At 56.4% G+C, this 23,916-nt stretch carries 21 protein-coding genes; 13 read left to right on the top strand and 8 right to left on the bottom strand.

Annotation, left to right across the window (positions count from 1 at the left end):
- Nucleotides 1–20: 20 nt before the first annotated feature.
- Complete coding sequence (locus FAP39_RS04195) at nucleotides 21–905, bottom strand: S-methyl-5'-thioadenosine phosphorylase (RefSeq protein WP_138015132.1); 885 nt, start codon at nucleotides 903–905, stop codon at nucleotides 21–23.
- Between the two features lie 215 nt (nucleotides 906–1,120).
- Between FAP39_RS04195 and FAP39_RS04190 the strand changes: the two genes are divergently transcribed.
- Nucleotides 1,121–2,788: a SulP family inorganic anion transporter gene (locus tag FAP39_RS04190; protein WP_138015131.1), complete on the top strand. Its 1,668-nt coding sequence runs from the start codon at nucleotides 1,121–1,123 to the stop codon at nucleotides 2,786–2,788.
- Nucleotides 2,789–2,903: 115 nt separating this feature from the next.
- Here FAP39_RS04190 and FAP39_RS04185 read toward each other — a convergent pair whose 3' ends face one another.
- Nucleotides 2,904–3,512, bottom strand: coding sequence for a flavin reductase family protein (locus FAP39_RS04185; RefSeq protein WP_138015130.1), 609 nt, complete (start codon nucleotides 3,510–3,512; stop codon nucleotides 2,904–2,906).
- Nucleotides 3,513–3,552: 40 nt separating this feature from the next.
- Here FAP39_RS04185 and FAP39_RS04180 point away from each other — a divergent pair, with 40 nt between their 5' ends.
- Together FAP39_RS04180 and FAP39_RS04175 are read left to right on the top strand one after the other, a co-directional pair.
- The gene (locus FAP39_RS04180; protein ID WP_138015129.1) at nucleotides 3,553–4,089 is read left to right on the top strand and encodes a GNAT family N-acetyltransferase; all 537 of its coding nucleotides are present in this window, start codon (nucleotides 3,553–3,555) and stop codon (nucleotides 4,087–4,089) included.
- A gap of 31 nt (nucleotides 4,090–4,120) precedes the next feature.
- Nucleotides 4,121–4,897, top strand: coding sequence for an EcsC family protein (locus tag FAP39_RS04175; RefSeq protein ID WP_138015281.1), 777 nt, complete (start codon nucleotides 4,121–4,123; stop codon nucleotides 4,895–4,897).
- Nucleotides 4,898–4,901: 4 nt separating this feature from the next.
- On the opposite strand, the gene ptsP is transcribed toward FAP39_RS04175, so the two are convergent.
- The 5 genes from ptsP to FAP39_RS04150 all read right to left on the bottom strand — a co-directional run bounded on the left by ptsP (nucleotide 4,902) and on the right by FAP39_RS04150 (nucleotide 10,273).
- Entirely contained in the window at nucleotides 4,902–7,145 is a 2,244-nt protein-coding gene (ptsP, locus tag FAP39_RS04170) for a phosphoenolpyruvate--protein phosphotransferase (protein ID WP_138015128.1), read from the bottom strand.
- Between the two features lie 61 nt (nucleotides 7,146–7,206).
- Entirely contained in the window at nucleotides 7,207–8,445 is a 1,239-nt protein-coding gene (locus tag FAP39_RS04165) for an aspartate kinase (protein ID WP_138015127.1), read from the bottom strand.
- Nucleotides 8,446–8,578: 133 nt separating this feature from the next.
- Nucleotides 8,579–9,223 (bottom strand): SDR family NAD(P)-dependent oxidoreductase, encoded by a 645-nt coding sequence (locus FAP39_RS04160; RefSeq protein ID WP_138015126.1) that lies wholly within the window; start codon nucleotides 9,221–9,223, stop codon nucleotides 8,579–8,581.
- Between the two features lie 11 nt (nucleotides 9,224–9,234).
- Nucleotides 9,235–9,690: a DUF1178 family protein gene (locus tag FAP39_RS04155; RefSeq protein ID WP_138015125.1), complete on the bottom strand. Its 456-nt coding sequence runs from the start codon at nucleotides 9,688–9,690 to the stop codon at nucleotides 9,235–9,237.
- Between the two features lie 82 nt (nucleotides 9,691–9,772).
- On the bottom strand, nucleotides 9,773–10,273 hold the full coding sequence (locus FAP39_RS04150; RefSeq protein WP_246058925.1) for an NUDIX hydrolase: 501 nt from the start codon (nucleotides 10,271–10,273) through the stop codon (nucleotides 9,773–9,775).
- A gap of 783 nt (nucleotides 10,274–11,056) precedes the next feature.
- On the opposite strand from FAP39_RS04150, the gene mraZ reads away from it, so the two are divergent.
- The 8 genes from mraZ (at nucleotide 11,057) to murD (ending at nucleotide 20,282) form a co-directional block, all read left to right on the top strand.
- On the top strand, nucleotides 11,057–11,560 hold the full coding sequence (mraZ, locus tag FAP39_RS04145) for a division/cell wall cluster transcriptional repressor MraZ (RefSeq protein ID WP_138015124.1): 504 nt from the start codon (nucleotides 11,057–11,059) through the stop codon (nucleotides 11,558–11,560).
- A 3-nt stretch (nucleotides 11,561–11,563) separates the two neighbouring features.
- Nucleotides 11,564–12,556, top strand: a complete 993-nt coding sequence (gene rsmH / locus FAP39_RS04140) for a 16S rRNA (cytosine(1402)-N(4))-methyltransferase RsmH (RefSeq protein WP_138015123.1) — start codon at nucleotides 11,564–11,566, stop codon at nucleotides 12,554–12,556.
- Nucleotides 12,556–12,900: a cell division protein FtsL gene (ftsL, locus tag FAP39_RS04135; RefSeq protein ID WP_138015122.1), complete on the top strand. Its 345-nt coding sequence runs from the start codon at nucleotides 12,556–12,558 to the stop codon at nucleotides 12,898–12,900. Before rsmH ends, ftsL begins: the two co-directional genes overlap by 1 nt.
- The gene (locus FAP39_RS04130; protein WP_138015121.1) at nucleotides 12,897–14,681 is read left to right on the top strand and encodes a peptidoglycan D,D-transpeptidase FtsI family protein; all 1,785 of its coding nucleotides are present in this window, start codon (nucleotides 12,897–12,899) and stop codon (nucleotides 14,679–14,681) included. Before ftsL ends, FAP39_RS04130 begins: the two co-directional genes overlap by 4 nt.
- Nucleotides 14,682–14,701: 20 nt before the next feature.
- Nucleotides 14,702–16,195 (top strand): UDP-N-acetylmuramoyl-L-alanyl-D-glutamate--2,6-diaminopimelate ligase, encoded by a 1,494-nt coding sequence (locus tag FAP39_RS04125; RefSeq protein ID WP_138015120.1) that lies wholly within the window; start codon nucleotides 14,702–14,704, stop codon nucleotides 16,193–16,195.
- Nucleotides 16,192–17,634 (top strand): UDP-N-acetylmuramoyl-tripeptide--D-alanyl-D-alanine ligase, encoded by a 1,443-nt coding sequence (locus tag FAP39_RS04120; protein WP_138015119.1) that lies wholly within the window; start codon nucleotides 16,192–16,194, stop codon nucleotides 17,632–17,634. Before FAP39_RS04125 ends, FAP39_RS04120 begins: the two co-directional genes overlap by 4 nt.
- Nucleotides 17,635–18,717, top strand: a complete 1,083-nt coding sequence (gene mraY / locus FAP39_RS04115; RefSeq protein WP_138015118.1) for a phospho-N-acetylmuramoyl-pentapeptide-transferase — start codon at nucleotides 17,635–17,637, stop codon at nucleotides 18,715–18,717.
- Between the two features lie 158 nt (nucleotides 18,718–18,875).
- Entirely contained in the window at nucleotides 18,876–20,282 is a 1,407-nt protein-coding gene (gene murD, locus FAP39_RS04110; protein WP_138015117.1) for a UDP-N-acetylmuramoyl-L-alanine--D-glutamate ligase, read from the top strand.
- Here the strand turns inward: murD and FAP39_RS04105 are convergent.
- Nucleotides 20,274–21,458, bottom strand: coding sequence for a BaiN/RdsA family NAD(P)/FAD-dependent oxidoreductase (locus FAP39_RS04105; protein WP_138015116.1), 1,185 nt, complete (start codon nucleotides 21,456–21,458; stop codon nucleotides 20,274–20,276). The genes murD and FAP39_RS04105 overlap by 9 nt on opposite strands.
- A 196-nt stretch (nucleotides 21,459–21,654) precedes the next feature.
- On the opposite strand from FAP39_RS04105, the gene FAP39_RS04100 reads away from it, so the two are divergent.
- Nucleotides 21,655–22,821, top strand: a complete 1,167-nt coding sequence (locus tag FAP39_RS04100) for a peptidoglycan glycosyltransferase FtsW (protein WP_138015115.1) — start codon at nucleotides 21,655–21,657, stop codon at nucleotides 22,819–22,821.
- The gene (murG, locus tag FAP39_RS04095; RefSeq protein WP_138015114.1) at nucleotides 22,818–23,915 is read left to right on the top strand and encodes an undecaprenyldiphospho-muramoylpentapeptide beta-N-acetylglucosaminyltransferase; all 1,098 of its coding nucleotides are present in this window, start codon (nucleotides 22,818–22,820) and stop codon (nucleotides 23,913–23,915) included. The genes FAP39_RS04100 and murG overlap by 4 nt, the downstream gene beginning before the upstream one ends.
- The last annotated feature ends 1 nt before the right edge of the window (nucleotide 23,916 follow it).

The raw sequence follows: 23,916 nt of genomic DNA, 5'->3' as shown, positions 1-23,916 counted from the left end.
TCCCGTCCGATGGGTTTTGCCTAGAGGATACGTCCGGCGACAGCGTCCAATTTTGCCATCAGGGCCGGGTCACGTGCCTCGGGTGCGGTCAAAACTGCGAATTCCAAGGCACGGTCACATCCGTGGACACAGGGATCACGCTGTCCCCCCAAGAGTGCCGGGAGTGCTGCAACCAATGTGCGCCCCTTTTCGGCGTTGCCCGTCAGGGTTTTGATAATTGCGGTCACATCGACCTCACCATGGTCGGGGTGCCAGCTGTCATAATCGGTGACCATGGCAACAGACGCATAGCAAAGCTCTGCTTCGCGTGCGAGTTTTGCTTCTGGCATGTTCGTCATGCCAATCACATCACATCCCCAGCTTTCGCGATACATTTTGGATTCGGCCAGTGTCGAGAACTGTGGGCCCTCCATGGCAAGATAGGTGCCGCCGCGGTGGACCGTGATGCCAGCCCCGCGCGCTGCGGTTTCACAGGCATCAGACAGGCGTTCGCACGTGGGATGGGCGACACTGACGTGTGCCACACACCCAGTTCCGAAAAATGACTTTTCGCGTGCAATTGTACGATCAATGAACTGATCAACGATCACAAAATCCCCCGGGGCCATGTGCTCGCGAAACGAGCCGACGGCGGACACAGATATGACATCGGTGACGCCAAGGCGCTTGAGTGCGTCAATATTGGCACGATACGGCACTGTGGCCGGCGCGTGGACATGGTCGCGCCCGTGACGTGGTAAAAAGGCCATTTTGACCCCGTCCAATGTCCCCGTCAGGATCTGGTCGGAAGGTGCCCCCCAAGGGGACGCCACATGTTGCCATTGTGCGTCTTCCAGACCTTCGATGTCGTAAATACCTGATCCACCGATGACGGCAATTATGGTGTCGCGTGCGGGTTCGCTCATGAATAGGCTCCTGATAGGTTCGCTTGTGATATTCATGGCGTGGTGTGCGAGGATTGGCAATGCGTGAGGCATGATACTGGAATGGGGTAACGCGATGTGATGGCCACATAGGGGTATGGCAGTAAGGGCACAGGTGACATGACCTATTGTGCGAACGGCACGGTTTCTATAGGCACGCGGGAAGCACACAATCCTTCTATTGCAGGTTATCACTCATGAGACGCGCCGCTCTGGCCCTGTTGGCCAATCGTATTTCCCCGCCCAATCTTTCCATAATGCAGGACGAGGGCTGGTCTGTGGCACGTGTCCGGACTGAAATCCTATCGGGGTTGACTGTGGCGCTCGCGCTGGTTCCCGAGGCAGTGGCATTTGCCTTTGTCGCGGGGGTGCATCCGCTTGTGGGCTTGTATGCGGCCTTTATGGTCGGGTTGATCACGGCGTTGATTGGTGGGCGTCCGGGTATGATTTCCGGCGCAACTGGTGCGTTGGCTGTTGTGATGGTCGCGCTGGTGGCCGAACACGGGGTTGAATATCTGTTTGCAACGGTCGTTCTGATGGGGATTCTTCAGGTTTTTGCTGGGATCATGCACTGGGGCAAGTTCATCAGACTGGTGCCGCATCCCGTGATGCTTGGGTTTGTGAACGGTCTGGCGATTGTGATTTTTCTGGCGCAAATGAGCCAATTCAAGGTCCCGGGATCTGTCGTGAATACGGGCCATGGCATGAGCGGTGGCGAGTGGCTGTCTGGGATGCCTCTGTATTTGATGCTGGGTTTGGTGATTTGCACAATGGCGATCATCTGGGCGACACCTAAGATCACCAAGATCATTCCTGCGCCTTTGGCGGGTATCGGTATTGTCGCCGCCATTGTGATTGGCTTTGGGCTTGATGTGCCGCGGGTTGGCGATCTGGCCTCTATCGAAGGGGGGCTACCGCAATTCCACAACCCGTTTGGGGAAGGTCTGGGCATCTATGGCACGGCTCTTGCGCCGTTCAATTTTGAGACGTTCAAAATCATCTTGCCATATGCCGTGATCCTTGCGGCGATTGGGTTGATCGAAAGCCTGCTCACCTTGAACCTTGTCGGAGAGATGACAGGCAAGCGTGGCGGTGCCTCTCAAGAATGTATCGCACAGGGATCAGCCAACGTGCTCACCGGGTTCTTCGGCGGCATGGGCGGGTGTGCCATGATTGGTCAGTCGATGATCAATGTGAAATCTGGCGGGCGTACGCGTATCGCAGGAATTGTGGCGGCATTGTTCCTGTTATTGTTCATTGTGGCCGCGTCACCTTTGATTGAACAAATTCCTCTGGCGGCCCTTGTGGGCGTGATGTTCATGGTCGTCATTGGCACCTTTGCGTGGAATTCACTTAAGATCATGACCAAAGTTCCGTTGACGGATGCCTTTGTGATTGTCTTGGTGACAGTGGTCACTGTGATGGAAGACCTCGCGGTTGCTGTTGTCGTTGGGGTGATCGTTTCGGCGCTTGCTTATGCGTGGACCAACGCGCGACGCATTCATGCCATTACCCGCGAGTCTACAAGCGAGGAGGGCGCCAAGGTCTATGAAATTCAAGGCCCGCTGTTCTTTGGGTCTTCTGAAGGATTTGTCGAGCTGTTTGATATTGCGCATGACCCAGACCGTGTCATCGTGGATTTCAAGGAAAGCCGTGTCGCTGACCAGTCTGCATTGCAGGCGATCGAGGCAGTGGCCGCAAAATACGAAGCGGCTGGCAAGGCTATCCAATTGCGCCACCTTAGCCGTGACTGTCACGAGTTGTTGAGCCGCGCAGGGCACTTGATTGTGGATAGTGATGATGATCCAGAATACGAGATCGCTGTCGATTACTCGGTGAAAACCGGAATTCTAGGCGGACATTAGGTATAAGGTGCGCCTGCGGCGCGCTGGATATCTCGGGGATGGCGGTCCGCCACCCCTCAGGGCACAGACCCTCTTGTGAAACACATGATCTGAGGCCCCTGTGATAGGGGCCTTTTTATGTGTCGTCAGGGCGTTCAAGCGTGAAGGTGTTGTCCACCACCGAATAGTCCCGATACCCTAAGCGTGCGAGGGGGCGGAACGTTGATACGTCAAACTTTCCATCGACCACGCAATCGTCGCGCAAATGGATGCCGATGACCTCGGCATGAATGACATAATTTGCCTCGCCCTTTAGGGGGATGATTTGCGTCATCTGGCATTCGAGGCTTGCCGGAGCGCTGGCAACGCGCGGACAGTCGATCGTCTTGCATGGTGCCACGTCAAGGCCGGCACGCGCGAATTCGTCGACATCTTTGGGGAATGTTTCGGTGGTCACGTTCATGGCCTCGGTCATAGCCTGTTCTACAACGTTGATACAAAATACACCTGTGGCGCGGATATTGGCGAGCGTATCTTTGGTGTTGTCCTGATCCGCCTTAACACCGGTTGAGGCAAACATCACCTGAGGGGGCACATAAGCGGTGCCGTTAAAGAAACTGTACGGTGCCAAATTCGCATGTCCATCGCTGTCTTGCGTCGACACCCATGCAATAGGGCGCGGCGTGATCAGCGCATTGAAGGGGTTATGCGGCAAGCCATGGCCGTCTTTGGGCAGATAGAACATTCAGAACGCTTTCCTATGGGTTTGCTCATAACGATACGCCATGCTAGGGCGGTTTCCACGTAAAAAGATAACGAAGGCGAGGCTTGTCGTGCAGCTGGCACAGGAAACCAAAGACGATTGGTGGGAGGTCGAGGGCCTGTACGATTTGTGCTTTGCGCCCGGGCGTGAAGCCCTGTCGTCGTACCGCTTGCGTGATGGTGTTCCACCGGTCGAAGGCCTGTCTTTGGTGGCACGTGACCCCGATGGCATTTTGGGGGGCGCGATCCGCTATTGGCCCGTGCGCGTCGGGGGGCAAGATGTGCTGCTCTTGGGGCCTGTCGCCGTTCACCCGACCCGTCAAGGTGAAGGGTTAGGGGGCTTTTTGATCCGCGAAAGTCTTGCGATTGCCGCTGAACTGGGCTGGCAGCGTGTGTTGCTGGTGGGGGATGCGCCATATTATCGCCGGTTCGGGTTTCACCCGCTCAAGGATGTGGTGATGCCGCCGCCGACCAACCCTGATCGTGTCCTGGGCTACGAATTGGTTTCCGGTGCATGGAGATCCGTTCAGGGACAGGTGGTATCGGTCGCTGGGGGTTGATCCCACGGGCCGCGGGCTTACCTTGTCTGGTATGAAGTCACATGTCGTATTGCCCGAAACTGCCGATCTTACCACGGATGCGGATGCTGAATTGTCCCGTTTGGTGGCGCGTTATCAAAATGCTGGGGGTGTTGGGTTCGAAATCTTAAACGCCCTCGGAACGCGCGCCGAGAGTGTATTTGACCAATTGCCGCCTTCTGTACGTGACGGCCTTGATGCGGCGACAGAGGCCGCCTTGCACCAAGCCATGCGTGCTGCACACGGCTCTCGGAAGCTTGTGGGAGACCGCACCCCTTGGATCAATCGTGCGATGGCGAGTGCGCTGGGTGCCGCGGGTGGTGCGGGTGGAGTGCCGTCTGCACTTGTCGAACTTCCTGTGACGACGATGGTCTTACTGCGTGCCATTCAGGCCGAGGCGGTCAGCCTTGGCTTTGACCCGGAGTCTGAGAACGTTCAGTTTGATTGTGTTCAGGTTTTTGGTGCCGCCGGGCCTTTGTCACGCGATGACGGGGCTGACCTTGCCTTTATGGGGACCCGTCTTGCCCTAAGCAGCGGTGCGATGCAGACCTTGATTGCCAAGGTGGTTCCCAAGCTTGCGGTGGTCTTTGGTCAAAAAATTGCCATGCAAGCGGTGCCGGTCATTGGCGCAATGACAGGAGCCGCCACCAACTATGCCTTTATTTCCTATTACCAAAATGTCGCGCATGTGCACTTTGGATTGCGTCGCTTGTCCATCGAAAGCGGCCGCAACCACGAAGACTTGGTCGCGGAGCTTAATCAGCGCATGATGGGACCCTCTACGACGTAGCGCGTTAGGACTGTGTCCTTAGATACTCCATCACCGCAGGTCTTACTGACTGATCGCCGCGTTCACGGGCCTGAACAATAACGGCGCGCACCTCCGATAAATTGGTCCGGCGCAACAGGCTTTTGACCGGGCCAATAGATGCGGGGCGCATGGACAGAGATCGCAATCCCATGGCCGCAAGGCACAGCGCTTCGATCGGACGGCCTGCGTCTTCACCACAAAAGCTTAGCGGAGTTTTTGTGGAATGGCATCGGTTTACGATACCTTCGAGGAACGACAGGAAGCTGATGTTGAGCGTGTCATAGCGTTTACGCACACGCTCATTTTCGCGATCGGCGGCAAAGAAAAATTGCTTGAGGTCGTTGCCCCCAATCGACAGAAACCCAACGTCTTCGAAAAAGGTCTGCGGCGCAAACCCCAAGGATGGGGTTTCAAGCATCGCCCCCAACTCGATGGTTTCCGGCAACGGATGTCCCAAAACGGCTTCGCGCTCTTTGGCTTTTTCCATTTCAGCCACTGCGGCACGATATTCGTCATGCTGTGCCACAAAAGGAAACATGACCGTCAAAGGACGCCCGTTGGCCCCGCGCAACAGCGCCTGAAGCTGCATGCGCATCACGCCGGGTTTGTCCAAGCCTACCCGAATGGCGCGCCAGCCCATGGCGGGGTTCGGTTCGTCTTGCGGAGTCATATACGGCAGCACCTTGTCCGACCCGATATCAAGGGTTCGAAACACCACCCGCTTGCCCTGAGCCGCATCCATCACCCGCGCATACAGCGCCGAAAGTTCGGACCGCTTGGGCATTTTGTTGCGCACAAGAAACTGAAGTTCGGTTCGGAAAAGCCCAACGCCATCAGCGCCTGAATTTTCCAGTGACGGCAGATCCGCCATCAGGCCAGCATTCATGGTCAGGTTGATTGTAATACCGTCCACTGTGGTCGCTGACTTGTCGCGAATAGAGGCATAACGTTCTTGCGCCTGCGCCTGCATGGCAATTTTGTCGCGAAAGGCCGCCACAACGGTTTCGTCCGGCCGCAGGTGCGCGATACCTTGGTCGCCATCCACCATGATGTGGTCCCCGTTCAGGGCCTCGGTGGTGATCTTGTCGGCGTGAATGACCAAGGGGATCGCCAGCGCACGGGCGACAATTGCGGCGTGGCTGCCAACAGAGCCTTCTTCAAGGACGATGCCCTTTAGGCCGCGCCCATACTCCAGTAGCTCAGCAGGGCCGATATTGCGTGCAATCAAGATGGGGTCTGTCGGAAGCTCTGCACCCGTTTCGCTGCCTTGTCCGGTCAGAATGCGCAGCAGGCGATTGGACAGATCATCCAGATCATGCAGGCGTTCGCGCAAATATGAATCGGCGACCTGTTCCATACGGGTGCGTGCGGTGCTTTGCTCTTTTTCGACGGCGGCTTCTGCTGACAGCCCTTGAGCGATGTCTTGTTGCATGCGGCGCATCCAACCCTTGGAGTTCGCAAACATGCGATATGCCTCTAGGACCTGAAGCTGTTCTTTGTCCCCGCCCGCAGCGCCATCCAGCATCTTGTCGACACCAACGCGCAATTGGCTGACGGCTTCGTCCAGTCGTGCCAGCTCGACGTCAGGATCATCCGCAATCGGGTTGGTCACAACGACGCGTGGTTCATGCAGCCAAACATGCCCTTCGGCAGCCCCTTCTTGGGCGCTTGCACCACGCAGCAAAACAGACTGTTGATGGCGCGCGTGCATGGCATCATTGTCACCCACAAAGGCGCCCAACTCTGTCATCTCGGCCAATACCATCGCCACAACTTCCAAGGCGTAGGTCTCGTCTGCTGAAAACTCTCGGACGTCTTTGGATTGCACCACAAGAACGCCAAGGTTGTCGCCCAGTCGTTGAATGGGCACACCACAGAACGAAGAGTAAATCTCTTCGCCGGTTTCTGGCATATACCGGAAACCTTTGGCTGATGGCGCATCATCGGTGTTGATAATCTTGGAGGTCTTTGCAACGCGGCCAACCAGACCTTCGCCCATCCGCAAGCGTGTTTGGTGGACAGATTCAGGATTGAGGCCCTCGGTTGCGCAGAGTTCCAGAGTTTCGGCGTCGAGGAATAGATAAATCGAGCACACCTCTGTGCCCATGGACGATGCAATCAACTGGGTGATGTTGTCCAGCCGCGTTTGGCCTGCGCTGTCTTCCGCCAGCGCTTCGCGCAGGCGGCCTAAAAGCTTGCGGCTTTCTGTTTGGGTTCGTTCAGACATATACGCCTACCAGTTGTGCGCCCGATCAGAAAAAGGGCACACACATGTTAGGTGTCCCTGATCAGGCAGCTTTCTCGAGTTCGAAAGCATCATGCAGGGCTTGGACAGCAAGTTCCATGTATTTTCGGTCTATCAGGACAGAAATTTTGATTTCCGATGTCGTAATGACCTTAATGTTCACACCTTCATCAGAAAGCACTTTGAACATTTTCGCGGCAACGCCAGATTGCGACCGCATGCCGATGCCCACAACCGAAACCTTTGCGACATCCATGTCGACATCCAGTTCACCAAAATTCAAGCCGCCTTCGGCCTTGAGTTCTTCCATGGCAATCTCGGCGCGTTTTACCTGATCTGTTGGCAAGCTAAAGGTCATATCTGTGCGACCTTCTTCCGAAATGTTTTGCACGATCATGTCAACATTGACGCCCGCGTCCGAGAGCTTGCCGAAGATAATGCTGGCGATCCCCGGACGGTCTGCGACCGAGATGAGCGTCATTTTGGCTTCGTCACGGCTAAAGGCAACACCGGCCACTACGTTGGATTCCATGATTTCCTCCTCATCGCACACCAAGGTGCCTGCTTCGTCGGATTGTTCTTCAAACGAGCTCAATACTCGCAATTTCACTTTGTACCGCATCGCCAGCTCGACCGAGCGGGTTTGCAGAACTTTGGCGCCAAGGGATGCCAGTTCGAGCATTTCCTCAAAGGCGATTTTGTCCAACTTCCGCGCTTTTGGCGATACGCGTGGGTCGGTGGTGTAAACGCCATCGACGTCGGTATAGATATCACAGCGCACAGCGTCAAAGGCAGCGGCAAAGGCCACCGCAGTTGTGTCAGATCCGCCGCGTCCAAGGGTCGTAATGCGGCCTTCTGGGCTGATGCCCTGGAAACCGGCCACCACGGCAACCCGCATGCCTTCACCGAACTTGGCCATGATGTTTTCCGGGGGGATGTCTTCGATGCGCGCAGACGCATGGGCACTTGTTGTCAGAACGGGGACTTGCCAGCCTTGCCAGCTTCGGGCCGGAATATCCATTTCTTGCAAGGTCAGGGCCATCAGGCCCGCCGTGACATTTTCGCCCGAAGAGACCACCGCGTCATATTCGCGGGCATCATACAGTGGCGAGGTCTCGTTGACCCATCCCACAAGTTCGTTGGTTTTGCCGGACATGGCCGAGACAATGACGATGACGTCATAGCCTTTTGCGACCTCAACGCCGACGCGCTTGGCGACGCGTTTGATGCGGTCCAATGTCGCGACAGATGTGCCGCCGAATTTCATCACAAGAACAGGCATTGATCTTCCTTGGAGCTTGGTTGCGAGGCGGTTTACGCTGTCATTGCGATGCTGGCAAGCGGGGCTGCATGTCGCAGGACCAAATATGCGACAAAAATCATTGAATTCTTTAGGGTATCAGGTGGCCTGCGCTCTAGTACGGGTGTGTTTGTCCATCCCACGTACGGAAGCATCCGGTTGAGGCCAGATCAAGTTCCTCAAACCGCTGGATCAACCCCGGAACACTATCATCCAGGGTGATGTCGGCGGTATCGCCCCCCATATCGGTTTGAACCCAACCGGGATGGTAAATTCCCACGGCAATACCAATGTGCTTGAGGTCAGTTGCGAGGTTGCGACCAAGGTTCAGTGCGGCGGCCTTCGATGCGCGATAGATATATGACCCGCCGGGTGCACGTTCTTGTGACGCCATCTGAGACGAGATGATCGCGATTTTTGGGGCATCCGAGAGCTGCAAATTGGGTAAGAGGTTCTGGATTGTTTGAAAGACTCCGGTGACATTTGTCGCCATTGTGTCCGCCCAAAGCTGGGGTGCATACCCGTCTGCGAGGCTTTCGGATTTATCCAGATACACACCCGCGTTGCAGATCAAAAGATCAACGGCTGTGCTGTCCAGAGACCGCGCCATTTGCGCGTGATCTTCCGGTTGCGTGACATCCAGTTTTAGGAACTCACCGCCTGCGCGGGACGTACCAGTGACGCGATGGCCCGCTGCGCGATAGCTTTCGTCCAAGGCTTGGCCAATGCCACGGTTTGCGCCAGTGATGATCACATGCATCGGTGTGTCCTTTAGTTCGATTTGCGTCCGGGCCGGAAAGGCAGTGGGGTCACTGGTATTCCGTCTTCGATCAAGGCCTTGGCTTCTTCGAGCTTGGCTTCGCCATAGATTGCGCGCTCTGGCGCATCGCCGTCATGCATTGCACGGGCCTCTTTGGCGAAACTTTCTCCGACATAATCAGAGTTTTCCTCGACGTGTTTCTTGAGGTCGGCAACGGCTTGTTCCGCAGGGCTTGCCGGTGCGGATAGAGTGGGTGTTGGTGCTGTGGTCTCGGCCTGTGGTGGCGCCACAGACGCCGATCGGGCAGGGCGTACGCGCGGGGCCATGATGGCCTTTTCGATCGTGGTATCGCCACATATTGCACAGGACACCATGCCGGCACCCTTTAGCTTGTCAAAGGCGGCGGCTGATTGGAACCAGCTGTCGAACCGATGGTCCTTTGAGCACTTAAGCGTATACTGGATCATTGCGTTGCGGCCCTTGAATGACGTGTGTCAGGTCCATCACAAATAGATGCCTCGCCGAAAGGTATCAAGGTGAATGCCTAACCTAGCGCAAATGACGTGCGTCAAAGTTGCGGATGATTTGGGCGAGTTCGGGTTCGTTGATGCGTGCGGCTGCCTTTTTCGGGCTATACCATTTGCGGCGGCGTTGGCCGGCCTCGGGGAATTTGGCCGAGAGTTTGCGCGCCTGAACCGGATAAACCATCACCAAAATGGGAACGGGCAAATGTCCCCCCCGTGTTTTGATGGTTTTCGAGTAAGCATACACGCCAAGGCATTGGTCGAAAACTGTCCCGCGAACGCCCGCCTCTTCCCAAGCCTCTTGCGCTGCAGCTTGTGCGGGGGTCAGGCCATGCATTGGCCAGCCCTTTGGGATGGACCAGCGTTTGGTGCGACGTGTCGTAATCAGAAGAACCTGAGTTTTGTCGTTTTGAACGCGATACACAAGCGTCCCGAACTGGGTGCGCAAATCTGTCTTGCGTGCGCTTGGCATCACTAGAGGCCGTTGCGTTTGAATATGCAGGGTCATCGATTTTGCCCGCGCCATGTCTGGTTTCGCAATTTGATACATCCATAGGATACGCGAGCGAGATGCCTGCGCCAAGAGGGCATCGACCCAAATGGTGAATTCTTTTGGGTGTGACGAATGTGTCAGGGGTGCGTCTGTTTCTGGCGAGGTGGTGTGGATTGCTGTGCTTTCCGCGTGTCTGCTCGCAGGGGATTGCGACCACGGGAAATCATGGGACAGATATGGGTTGAGTTGATATTCTTGATGACCGATCCGCAAATAGCGGTGGAATTCTGAGTTAAACGCACTTAAATCAGGCGACTCTCAAGCATTGGGCTGGATTTTTTAAAGAGAATGGGAATTTGAGGGATACATGCTCAAATTTTCATGAAGTCCACATTTAGTGGTTATTTGATGATTTCTCGCATATATGTGGTGTGACTTTGGAATTTGTGAGAAAAATTAGGGCTTTACGCTGCTGCGCAGCAAAGGAAATTTCATCAAAATCCCAAAATAAACTATTGATTCCCATCAAATCCCATGTCAAACATCTCTTACACGATGAAGACGGGAATACAAAAAACGGGGCGCTAAAGACCCCTAAGAATTCCAAAGTCAGGTTTCATACAGGCCCCGCTTTCATCGAACCAAGAGATCCGGCGCGCGGGCGAGCAGACATCCCCCCAGGTGGCGCGCGCAGCTGGACACCCCGCTAAGACGGGACGAGGGCGGCGGTTTGATCAGTGGCAGCAGATCAAACCGCCGTTTCCCGTCTGGGGCAATGCAACATGACACGGGGACAGGAGAGGGACCGGCAAAGCAGTGGCACGCAGGTTCAGAGGTGAAAGCCACCATAAGGTGGATGCAAAGGGCAGGGTGTCTATCCCGGCCTCTTTTCGCCGTGTGCTCGAGTCTGGTGACCCAAATTGGCAGTCTGGCAGCAATCCTGAATTGGTGATCGTATATGGTGATCACCGTCGGTCGTATCTTGAATGTTATACCATGCAGGCCATCGACGAGGTTGATGACCAAATCGCCTCGCTGCCGCGCGGCTCTATGGAGCGTAAGATGCTGCAGCGTCTGTTCCATGGTCAGTCATTCCCCACCAATGTGGATGAAACCGGTCGTCTGGTTTTGCCTGCAAAGCTACGTCAAAAAATCGATCTGGATGGCGAGGCGTTTTTTATTGCCGCTGGCGACACGTTCCAGATCTGGAAGCCCGAAACATACGAACAGGACGAACTGGCCAAAACCGAAGAATGGCTGGACGATCTGCCGGATGATTTCGATCCGTTAATCTATCTGGATCAGCAGAAGGGGGAATAATCCATGGCTGACAAGGCCCATCCCTCTGACGATGCCCCTCATATTCCTGTTTTGCTTGGCCCGATTTTGCGCACATGTGCGCCGATCAAGGGCGTTTGGTTGGATGGAACCTTTGGGGCAGGTGGATATACGCGTGGTTTCCTAGAGGCAGGCGCTGACAAGGTTATCGGTGTCGATCGTGATCCGTTGGCGTTTGAAATGGCCGCCGAGTGGATCGATGGATACGGTGATCGGATCGAAACCGTGGCCGGTGTGTTCTCGCGGATGGACGAATACGCAAGCGACCTCGATGGGGTCGTTCTTGATCTCGGCGTGAGCTCGATGCAGTTGGACATGGCCGAACGCGGGTTTTCCTTTATGCGTGACGGGCCGCTGGATATGCGGATGTCACAAGATGGCCCCAGCGCCGCAGATATCGTGAACACGTCAGACGAAGCCGAGATTGCCAATATTTTATATAACTACGGTGAAGAGCGCGCCAGTCGACGCATTGCCCGCGCCATCGTGCGCGAACGCGCATCGGCACCGATCACGACGACCTTGCAGTTGACCGAGATTATCGAAGGCTGTTTGCCGCGTGCCAAACCCAAACAGTCCCACCCAGCCACCCGCAGTTTTCAGGCGCTGCGGATTGCAGTGAATGACGAATATGGCGAGCTTTTCAACGGTTTGATGGCGGCAGAACGCGCGCTCAAGCCTGGTGGCCTATTGGCTGTTGTGACCTTTCATTCTATCGAAGATCGCATGGTCAAGCGGTTCATGCAGGCGCGCGCAGGGCGTTCGGGCAGCGTCAGTCGGTATGCCCCCGAAATGGAAAAAGAAATCCCTGCTTTTGAATTGATCACCCGCAAAGCTGTCGGGCCGGACGATGATGAATTGGCGATCAACCCGCGTTCGCGGTCGGCCAAGCTCCGCGTGGCGCGGCGCACCGAGGCCCCAGCCGCGGGGATTGCCAGCAAATTGATCGGGATGCCAACGGTCGGAGGGCATCGATAATGCGTAGCTTGGTTTTTGTTGTGACGGCGTTGGCTGTGATCGGGTTGGCTGTATGGGCCTATCGCGAAAACTATCGCACGCAACATGTGATCAATGAAACTGAATCCCTTCAGGGGCAGATTGGCGCGGCACGCTCGCGTTTGGCGGTCCTGCGGGCCGAATGGGCCTATCAAAACCGTCCAAGCCGCCTCAGGGATTTGGCGGAAATCAACTATGACAGTCTACAGTTGCTGCCCTTGCGTCCGGATCAATTCGGCAAGGTGGATCAAGTCGCGTTTCCACCGACAAAAAAGGTGGATTTTGACGGTATTGTTGATGCCGCGGGCACGGAGGATTATCCATGATCCGTACGCCGTTGCGTCCTTTGGCGCGCATCTTACAAGCGCGCAACAGCGGTGAAAACCCTGACGCCATCGAACGCGAGAATATTCGGGTGCGCCATGAGCAAATGCGCGATACTGGCAGATCGCGTGCCGAAGGGCGTTTGTTTGTGATTGCCGTATTGTTTTTGGGGGCATTTGTCACCGAAGGCGTGCGCATGGGCGTGATTTCACATTCCGAAGCGGTGGAACCTCGGGCAAGTGCCGCCGGGACACGCATTGTGGCACAGCGTGCTGACATCGTGGACCGGAACGGCAAAATACTGGCGACAAATCTGGAAACGCATTCGCTGTATGCCCAACCGCATCACATGGTCGACAAGGAACGCTCTGCACAGGAATTGGTCCGGATTTTCCCTGATTTGGATCAGGAACGTCTGACCAAAGATTTTACCGGCAAACGCAAGTTCCTCTGGATCAAAAAGAAAATCAGCCCGGAGCAAAAGCAGGCGGTGCATGATATCGGCGATCCCGGTTTGATGTTTGGCCCCCGCGAGATGCGTTTGTATCCGAACGGGCAACTGGCGGCGCATATTTTGGGCGGTGCCGGGTTTGGCCGTGAAGATGTGCGTGCTGCTGAAGTCATCGGGGTGGCGGGTGTCGAAAAGCAATTTGACGAAGTGCTGCGGGATCCGGCCAATGGCGGCAAGGCGCTGACACTGTCGATTGATCTCACGGTCCAGGCCGCGACGGAACGCGTGTTGTATGGTGGCATGAAGTTGATGAATGCCAAAGGGGCCACGGCCATCTTGATGGATGTGTACACCGGCGAAGTGATTGCGATGGCGAGCCTGCCTGACTTTGATCCCAATGATCGCCCGCGTCCGGCCGTAGAGGGCAACGCCAGCGATAGCCCATTGTTCAACCGTGCAGTGCAAGGGCTGTACGAATTGGGATCGACCTTTAAGATTTTCGCCGCCGCGCAAGCTATGGATCTTGGCATTGCCAATGCCACAACCATGATCAACACCCAAGGGCCGCTGCGCTGGGGGAAATTCAAAATTCGGGATTTCCACAATTATGGCCCCAAGCTGACCTTGGCCAAAGTGATCGTAAAGTCATCCAATATCGGCACGGCGCGCATGGCCCAAGCCATTGGGGCAGAACGGCAAAAGAACTTTTTGCGCGATCTGGGATTCTTTGACCCAACGGGCATTGAATTGATCGAAGCCAGTGGCGCCAAGCCATTGTTGCCACCAAAATGGTCCGAGCTTTCTGCAATGACGATTTCTTATGGGCATGGCCTGTCAGCAAGCCCGCTGCATCTCGCGGCTGGGTATGCGGCTGTCGCTAATGGTGGCAAGCGTATCGTGCCCACCTTGCTCAAGCGTGATCTGCCCCAAGACGGCGCGCGCGTGATGTCCGAGGCGTCGGCACGCGAGGCCCGTACCATGTTGCGTCGGGTTGTGACCGAAGGGACCGCAAGTTTTGGCGAAGTCCCCGGCTATGCTGTGGGTGGCAAGACCGGAACTGCCGATAAACCCAAAGAGCGCGGGGGCGGGTATTACGATGACAAGGTGATTGCGACCTTTGCATCCATTTTCCCAGCGCATGACCCCAAATACGTGTTGATCGTCACGCTTGATGAGCCTGTCGAGACATCCGGCCCCAAACCGCGCCGGACAGCAGGCTGGACAGCGGTGCCCGTGGCCGCAGAAATGATTGAACGCATTGCGCCTCTGTTGGGGATGCGTCCACAAGTTGAACCCGGACAGCTGGCTGGTATAACGCTGACATCGAACTAACGCCGAAAAGGGCAGAGCAGATGGCAGCAGAACACGCGGCATTGGCAAGACCACTACATCAACTTGGGCTGACGGCCTCGCAAGGGCTTGATCCGACGATCACGGGGCTGGCCGTCGACAGTCGTCAGGTAAAAGACGGTTTCTTGTTCGCCGCGCTTCCCGGCACACAGGTACATGGGGCCACGTTTATCCAGTACGCATTGCGCATGGGGGCGTCTGCCATTTTGACGGATGCCATGGGCGCGCGTCTGGCTGCGTCCGAATTGGCAGAGTCTGATGCAGCCGTGGTGATTGCCGAGGATCCGCGTCAAACACTGGCGTATACCGCCGCACTTTGGTTTGCAGAGCAACCAGCGGTCGTAGCCGCAGTGACTGGCACCAATGGCAAGACATCAGTGGCAACGTTTTTGCGTATGATCTGGCAAGAACTGGGGCAACCTGCCGTGAACTTGGGCACCACTGGTGTCGAGGGCGATTTTCAGGCCCCGCTGCATCACACAACCCCGGAACCCATCACCTTGCATCGCGTGTTATCACAAGCCCGTGCGGCAGGTGTGGATTATGCCGCGATGGAGGCATCGTCACACGGGTTAGAACAGCGCCGTTTGGATGGTGTGCGGCTGCGGGCCGCGGGGTTCACGAATTTCACCCAAGATCATCTGGATTACCACGAAACTTTTGAGGATTACTTTGCCGCCAAGGCAGGGTTGTTCGTGCGGGTGCTCTCTGAAAGCGGCACGGCAGTGATCAACATCGATGATGCACGTGGGGTTGATATGGCCGCATTGGCACAGGCGCGTGGCCAAACGGTCATCACGGTTGGGCGTAGCGGTGCGGACCTAAATTTGGATGCCCAGAGATTTGACGCCACCGGACAGGACATTCGGTTCTCATATGATGGCAAGGCCTATATGGCACGCCTCAACCTGATTGGCGGGTTCCAAGCCGAAAATGTATTGCTTGCGGCGGGGCTGGCCATTGCATGTGGCGCACCTGCTGCGTCTGTGTTCGAAATTTTGGGTGAACTCACCACTGTACGCGGGCGTATGCAGTTGGCTGCCACGCGCAACAACGGGGCTGCGGTGTTTGTGGATTACGCCCACACACCCGATGCGGTTGAAACCGCGCTTAAGGCGATGCGTCCGCATGTGATGGGGCGGCTTGTGGCGATTGTGGGTGCTGGTGGTGATCGGGATACCGCAAAACGTCCGTTGATGGGGCAGGCCGCAGCGCAAAATGCCGATGTGGTGTTTGTGACCGATGATAATCCCCGCAGCGAAGACCCCGCCAGCATTCGCGCCATGGTGATGCAGGGCGCGCCCGAAGCCACCGAGGTTGGAGACCGCGCCGAGGCCATATTGCGGGCTGTTGATGCGCTCCAGCCGGGTGATGCGTTATTGATTGCTGGCAAAGGCCATGAAAGCGGGCAAATCGTCGGGGATGACGTGTTGCCCTTTGATGATTGCGAACAGGCGTCTGTGGCTGTTGCCGCATTGGATGGAGGTTTTGCATGACTTTATGGACGGCACAGGCGGCAGCCGAGGCCACTGGTGGGCGTGCAACCCGTGATTGGCAGGCCAATGGTGTGTCGATTGACACCCGCACGCTTGAACAGGGCGATTTGTTTGTCGCACTCAGTGCGGCACGTGACGGGCATGACTTTGTGTCCCAAGCCCTCGACAGCGGAGCAGCGGCAGCGCTTGTGACGCATATCCCCGATGGGGTCTCTGAGGATGCGCCGTTGTTGATTGTCGATGACGTTCTGACAGCCCTAGAGGCATTGGGCCAAGCGGCGCGTGCACGCACCCAAGCCCGCGTGGTGGCGGTGACCGGATCGGTCGGCAAAACATCGACCAAGGAAATGCTGCGGGCCATGTTGGCCCCCCAAGGCAACACCCACGCCTCTGTGGCGAGTTATAACAATCACTGGGGGGTTCCGTTGACGTTGGCGCGCATGCCCGCCGATACTGACTTTGCCGTGATCGAGATCGGCATGAACCACCCCGGTGAAATTGCACCCTTGGCGCGCATGGCACGTCCGCATGTGGGGCTTGTGACCACGGTTGCAGCAGTGCATCTGGAAGCTTTTGAGAATGTTGATGGCATCGCCCACGAAAAGGCGGCGCTGTTTGATGGGCTGGAACCCGGTGGCGTCGCGGTCCTGAATGCGGATATCGATACTGCGGACATCCTACGTGCAAAGGCCACCGAGGTCGGCGCGCGTATTGTCGGGTTTGGGCAAACCGCGCCTGCTTGCCATCTGGCATCCGTCACGATCACGGGGAACACCACTGTGTGTCAGGCCTCGCTTGATGGCGTGCCGTTGTTGTTTAAAATTCAGAGTGCGGGGCGTCATTTTGCGATGAACGCGCTGGGGGCTTTGGCGGCGGTGGATGCGCTTGGCGCAGATTTGGCGCTGGCTGTGGGCGACCTTGGCCGTTGGGTGCCGTTCACCGGACGTGGTGCCCGTGCGTTGATCTATCTTGATCCGAGCGACCCCGAGATGGTTCTGGATCTGATTGATGACGCGTATAACGCAAATCCCACCTCCTTGGGCGCGGCGCTCGAGGTTCTTGCGGCTGCGCAGCCGCGTGACGGTCTTGGCCGAATTGGCAAGGGACGCAGGATCGCCTTTGTCGGTGATATGAAAGAGCTGGGCCCGCAAGAAAATGCGATGCACGCCGAGATGGCGGACCACCCTGCGATTGCCGATATTGATGTTGTGCACTGTGTCGGGCCGTTGATGAAGCACATGTATGATGCGCTTGCGCCAGACAAGCGCGGCGAATGGGTCAACAGCAGTGATGCCCTTGCCACGCGAGTTCACAACTTGATTGATGCCGGCGATTGTGTGCTGGCCAAGGGGTCTTTGTCGATGGGATTGGGACGCGTTGTTGACGCGGTGCGCAAATTGGGTCATCCCGCCCCGCAATCACATAACGAGGACGCATAAATGCTCTATTGGTTGACCGAGCTTTCGGACGGCGGCGACTTTTTTAACTTGTTTCGCTATATCACCTTTCGCGCGGGTGGGGCGTTTCTGACGGCTTTGATCTTTGGGTTTCTGTTTGGTCGGCCGCTGATCAATGTGCTGCGCCGTAAACAAGGCAAGGGTCAGCCCATCCGTGACGATGGCCCTGAGGGTCATTTTGTCAAAGCAGGCACACCAACCATGGGCGGTTTGTTGATTGTTGGGGCTTTGCTTACGTCCACCCTGCTTTGGGCGCGACTGGACAATGGATTTGTCTGGTTGGTGCTGTTTGTCACAATGTCCTATGGCATGATCGGCTTTGCGGATGACTATGCTAAGGTATCCAAGCAAAACACTGACGGCGTTTCCGGCAAGATACGGTTGGCACTGGGGTTTGCAATTGCTGCCATCGCCGCGTGGTGGGGCACATATTTGCAACCGCAAGAGATGCAAATGCACTTGGCCTTGCCGTTCTTCAAAGATGTGTTGCTGAACATGGGGTTCTTTTATGTGCCCTTTGCGATGATCGTGATTGTCGGGGCCGCCAACGCGGTAAATTTGACCGACGGTCTTGATGGTCTTGCAATTATGCCTGTGATGATCGCGGCGGGGACGCTTGGCGTGATCGCCTATGCGGTTGGACGTGTCGATTTCACTGAATATCTTGACTTGCACTATGTACCCGGCACGGGCGAAATCTTGATCTTTACGGCAGGTATCGCCGGTGGGGGGCTTGGGTTCTTGTGGTATAATGCGCCGCCTGCTGCGGTGTTTATGGGCGATACGGGATCGCTGGCGCTTGGCGGAGCATTGGGGGCGATTGCGGTTGCTACCAAGCACGAGTTGGTTCTGGGCATCGTTGGCGGGCTTTTCGTGCTCGAGGCCTTGAGCGTGATTATTCAGGTGCTGTATTTCAAACGCACCGGCAAGCGGGTGTTTTTGATGGCGCCTATCCATCACCATTACGAGAAAAAAGGTTGGTCCGAGCCACAGATCGTGATCCGGTTTTGGATTATTTCCGTGATCCTCGCCATGATCGGCCTTGCGACGCTGAAAATCCGCTAATCTGAATTGGGGCCCCTTTGCAGGGCTCATGACGGCGCGCACAGACATCTCTGTGCGCGCCGTTTTGACGTTAACGGGCTGTGGATGGCTTGCACCCGCGTGTCGGGGCAGGCATTGTCCGACCTGATTGAATTGTGGCGCATCAGAGAGGGCCAGACATGATTCCAGTGGTTGGATTTGAAGGTGCGCGCGTGGCGGTGCTTGGGCTTGGGCGCTCTGGCCTTGCAACAGCGTGGGCTCTGCGGGCTGGTGGTGCCATGCCTGTGTGTTGGGATGACAATCCAGCGGCACGGGATGCGGCAGAAGCCGAAGGGTTTGACTGCTCTGATTTGCTCAAACAAGGGGCGTTTGACACCATCAAAACTTTGATCGTCAGCCCGGGCATTCCCCACCTGTATCCGACGCCCAATCCGGTGGTGCTGGCTGCGCTGAATGCCGGGGTGCCCGTTGATAATGATATCGGCTTGTTCTTTCGTTCGTTTGCCACCCGTCAGTGGGACAATTTCGAAACCCTGCCAAAGGTGATTGCTGTCACCGGCTCTAACGGCAAATCCACCACTTCGGCGTTGATCCACCACGTTTTGGATCAGGCAGGTCGGCGCACGCAACTTGCGGGCAATATCGGGCGCGGCGTGCTGGATATTGAGCCCGCCGAAGACGGCGACGTGGTGGTTCTGGAACTGTCGAGCTATCAAACCGAGCTTGCGCGCCATCTGACGCCTGACATTGCAGTCTTTACCAACCTGTCTCCGGATCATCTGGATCGACACGCGGGGGTCGGCGGATATTTCGCAGCCAAGAGACGCCTATTTGCAGAAGGCGGGCCTGACCGCGCCGTGATTGGTGTAGACGAGCCCGAGGGGCTGTTCCTTGCAGGGCAACTGTCCGAAGGTCCGGCGGATGATCGGGTGATCAAAGTCTCGGTGGCACAAAAATTGAGCGGGCCCGGTTGGCAGGTGTTTGCGAAAAAGGGGTTCTTGTCGGAATACCGCAAAGGACGACAGGCTGGGTCTATTGACTTGCGTGCGATCCCTGGCCTGCCTGGTGCACATAATCATCAGAATGCCTGTGCGGCCTATGCCGCCTGTCGGGCATTGGGGCTGGCCCCGCGCGTGATCGAAGCCGGGTTTGCAAGCTTTGAAGGCTTGCCGCATCGCTCGCAAATTATCGCGGTATCAAATGGCGTCACCTTTGTGAACGACAGCAAAGCCACCAATGTGGATGCCGCATGCAAGGCCCTTGCGGCATTCAAGAATATCCGCTGGATTTGTGGTGGTCTTGAAAAAGACGGCGGCCTTGGTGATTTGCCTGCTGCGGCGGGCAATGTCTGCAAGGCCTATGTGATCGGGCGCGAGGCAGCAGGATTTGCCATGCAGCTCACAGGTGTTGACGCCGAGGTCTGCGGCACAATGGAGATCGCGGTGAGGCGTGCCATAGAAGATGCGCAGGACGGCGATGTGGTGTTGTTGGCGCCAGCTGCGGCCAGCTTTGACCAATATGACAGCTTTGAAAAACGCGGCGATGATTTCATCGCGCAGGTCCAGGCGGGTTTGGGGTCAGTGTAATTTTGCCCGTATCGCGGTGCCAGCCGCCCAACCGGACGACCATGCCCATTGAAAGTTAAAGCCCCCTAACCATCCGGTCACATCCACGGCTTCGCCGATGGCATAGAGGCCGGGAACCGATTTGGCCTCCATGGTCTTTGATGACAAAGCGTCCGTGTCGATGCCGCCAAGCGTGACCTCGGCGGTGCGATAGCCTTCGGTGCCTGTCGGATGCAATGTCCAATTGGTCAGGTGGTCACAAATTGCCCGCAGGGCGATATCACTTTGATCTGCGAGATTCCCCGTCAGCTTAAGATCGGTCGCGATCAGGTCAGCCACCTTGGCCGGAAGCAAATACCCCAACACGGTTGATAGATAGCGCCGCCCGTCGGTCTGGCGACGGCTGCGCAGGGCGTCAAACGGATCACTGTCCGGAAACAGATTGATCGCGATGGGCTGACCTTGTTGCCAATAAGAACTGATCTGTAACATTGCCGGACCAGACAGGCCGCGATGCGTGAACAGCATGGCCTCGTCAAAGCTCTGGCCATTTGCGGTGGCACGCACGGGCAGGGCGGTGCCGGCCAGCGCCGTAAACTGCCCGTCTGAAAATGTGAACGGGACAAGACCGGCACGTGTGTCAATCACCGGCAATCCAAACTGGCGTGCGATGTCATAGGCCAAACCTGTGGCCCCCATTTTCGGGATAGATTTGCCGCCTGTGGCCAAGACAAGATTGGCTGCTGTCAGGGTTTTGTTTGCACCGTGCGCTTCGGTTTCGACCACAAACTCAGTGCCAGTGTGTGATATCGACTTGATGTGGGTATTCAAACGAAGTTGTGCGCCTACCTTGTCCATTTCTGACAGCAACATCGCAACCACGTCTTTGGCGCTTTTGTCGCAAAACAACTGGCCCAACGTTTTTTCATGATAGGCGATGCCATATCGCGCAATCAAATCAATGAAATCCCATTGCGTATAGCGTTTCAGAGCGGATTTGCAGAAATGCGGGTTCGTCGACACAAAGTTGTCAGGGCCCGCATACATGTTGGTAAAGTTACAGCGGCCGCCACCTGAGATACGAATTTTTTCGCCCGCCGCTTTGGCATGATCCAGCACAACGGTGCGGCCACCCGAATGGGCAGCGCACATCAGTCCGGCGGCTCCGGCACCAAGTATGATTGTATCAAATTGCATCGCTCTGACCTGCCTGAATGGCTTTGGCGGGTCAAGCCATCGCACGCAGGGATTGCGAATTCGCCTGGCCCGCATATGTCATGGCAGGATTACGCGTGTAATGTTCTGTTTGCTTCCCAAGATAGGGTTTGCGTGCTAGAATCACCCTCAGACCCGGATAACCGGGCGACTTGAGGCAGTATTCGGCGGTTTTTCGATGACAGAAATGGTGTATGGCGCGCTTCCCGTGCAGGATGGCGAACCGATTCTACCTAAATGGTGGCGGACTCTGGACAAATGGTCGATGACGTCGATCCTTTTGTTATTTGGTATTGGGATCTTGCTGGGGATGGCCGCGTCGCCGCCATTGGCGGCAAAGAACGGGTTTGAACCGTTCCATTACGTCCAACGCCAAGTGGTGTTCGGCGGGGTTGCCATGATCGCCATGATGTTAACCTCTATGATGAGCCCCACGCTGGTGCGCCGTTTGGCCGTGCTTGGCTTTGGTGTCACATTCATCGCCTTGATCGGGTTGCCGTTTTTTGGAACTGACTTTGGTAAGGGGGCGATGCGTTGGTACAGCCTTGGGTTTGCCAGCTTGCAACCCTCAGAGTTTCTGAAGCCCGGGTTTGTCGTCGTGGCGGCCTGGTTGATGGCGGCCAATGAAGAAATTAACGGCCCGCCGGGGCGTCTGTGGTCGTTTATGTTGATGATCACCATTGTTCTCATTCTGGCGATGCAGCCAGATTTTGGCCAAGCCAGCCTGATCTTGTTCGGCTGGTCTGTGATGTATTTTGTGTCTGGCGCACCGATGATGCTGATTGGGGGGATCATTGTGTCGATCTATCCGATTGCACGCTTTGCCTATGCCAATTCCGAACACTTTGCCCGCCGCATCGACGGGTTTCTGGATCGGTCTGTCGATCCGACCACACAGCTTGGCTATGCGACAAACGCCATTCGCGAGGGCGGATTGTATGGCGTTGGTGTGGGCGAAGGCCAAGTGAAATGGTCTCTGCCCGATGCGCATACGGATTTTATTATTGCGGTGGCGGCCGAGGAATACGGTCTGATTTTGGTGCTTGTTGTCATTGCCCTATACGCGGCGATTGTGTTGCGGTCCTTTTTCCGGCTGATGCGCGAGCGCGATCCGTTTATTCGACTGGCGGGCACCGGACTTGCCGCCATGTTCGGGGTTCAGGCGATGATCAATATGGGGGTTGCGGTGCGTCTGTTGCCAGCCAAAGGCATGACCTTGCCGTTCGTAAGTTATGGTGGGTCATCTTTGATCGCAGGCGGTATTGCAGTCGGGATGCTTTTGGCGTTTACCCGCAGCCGGCCGCAAGGCGAGATCGGTGATATTCTTCGGGGACACGTTAGATGAAAAGACAGCCATTGCTGGTAATTGCAGCAGGCGGCACGGGCGGACATATGTTTCCGGCCCAAGCACTGGCCGAGGTCATGTTGCGCAAGGGATGGCGTGTAAAGCTGTCTACGGACGCTCGTGGCGCGCGCTATACAGGCGGGTTCCCACATTCTGTGGAAATCGAACAGATCTCGAGCGCAACCTTTGCGCGTGGTGGAATTTTTGCCAAAGCGCTGGTGCCAGTACGTGTGCTCGGTGGTGTGGTTTCAGCGATCCTTAAGCTGCGCAAGGACCGTCCCGAGGTTGTGGTCGGCTTTGGGGGATATCCGACAATTCCGGCGATGACTGCCGCATGGGCGTTGCGTTTGCCACGGATGATCCACGAGCAAAATGGCATCTTGGGACGCGTCAACAAGCTGTTTAGCAAACATGTCGATGCCGTGGCCTGTGGGACATGGCCAACAGAGTTGCCCGAAGGCATCGAAGGCGTGCACGTCGGCAATCCCGTGCGGGCGGCCGTATTGGATCGCGCTGGGTCGGGATATATCAGCCCCGGCGATTATCCGATGTCGTTGCTTGTGATCGGCGGCTCGCAAGGGGCGCGCATCTTGTCCGATGTGGTTCCAGCGGCGATTGCCTCTTTGCCAGCCGAACTTTTGCAGAATATTCGCGTCAGCCATCAAGCCCGTGACGAAGACGGGGACCGGGTTCGACAGTTTTATGATGAACACGGGATTTATGCCGATGTTCAGCCGTTTTTTCAGGATGTTCCTGCGCGTATGAGTGAGGCCCAATTGGTCATTTCCCGATCCGGTGCCTCAAGCGTCGCAGACATCAGCGTCATCGGGCGCCCATCTGTGTTGATCCCATATGCCGCTGCAACGGGGGATCACCAGACTGCAAACGCACGTGGATTGGTGGATTCCGGCGCAGCGGTGCTGATCCCAGAAAGCCGTTTGACGTCCGAGACTTTGGCAGAACAAATCCATCTCATTCTCAGCAATGCCCAAGGCGCAACCCAGATGGCGCGCGCTGCTTTGTCCGTGGGTAAACCCGAAGCCACCGAGGCATTGGTTGGCATGGTCCAGATGCTTGCAAGTAAGGAAGAATAAT

It is taken from the genome of Shimia litoralis (assembly GCF_005518135.1).
Taxonomy (GTDB): domain Bacteria; phylum Pseudomonadota; class Alphaproteobacteria; order Rhodobacterales; family Rhodobacteraceae; genus Shimia_E; species Shimia_E litoralis.
Note: the sequence above shows the minus strand (reverse complement) of the source record. Positions and strands in the feature narration are given on the sequence as shown.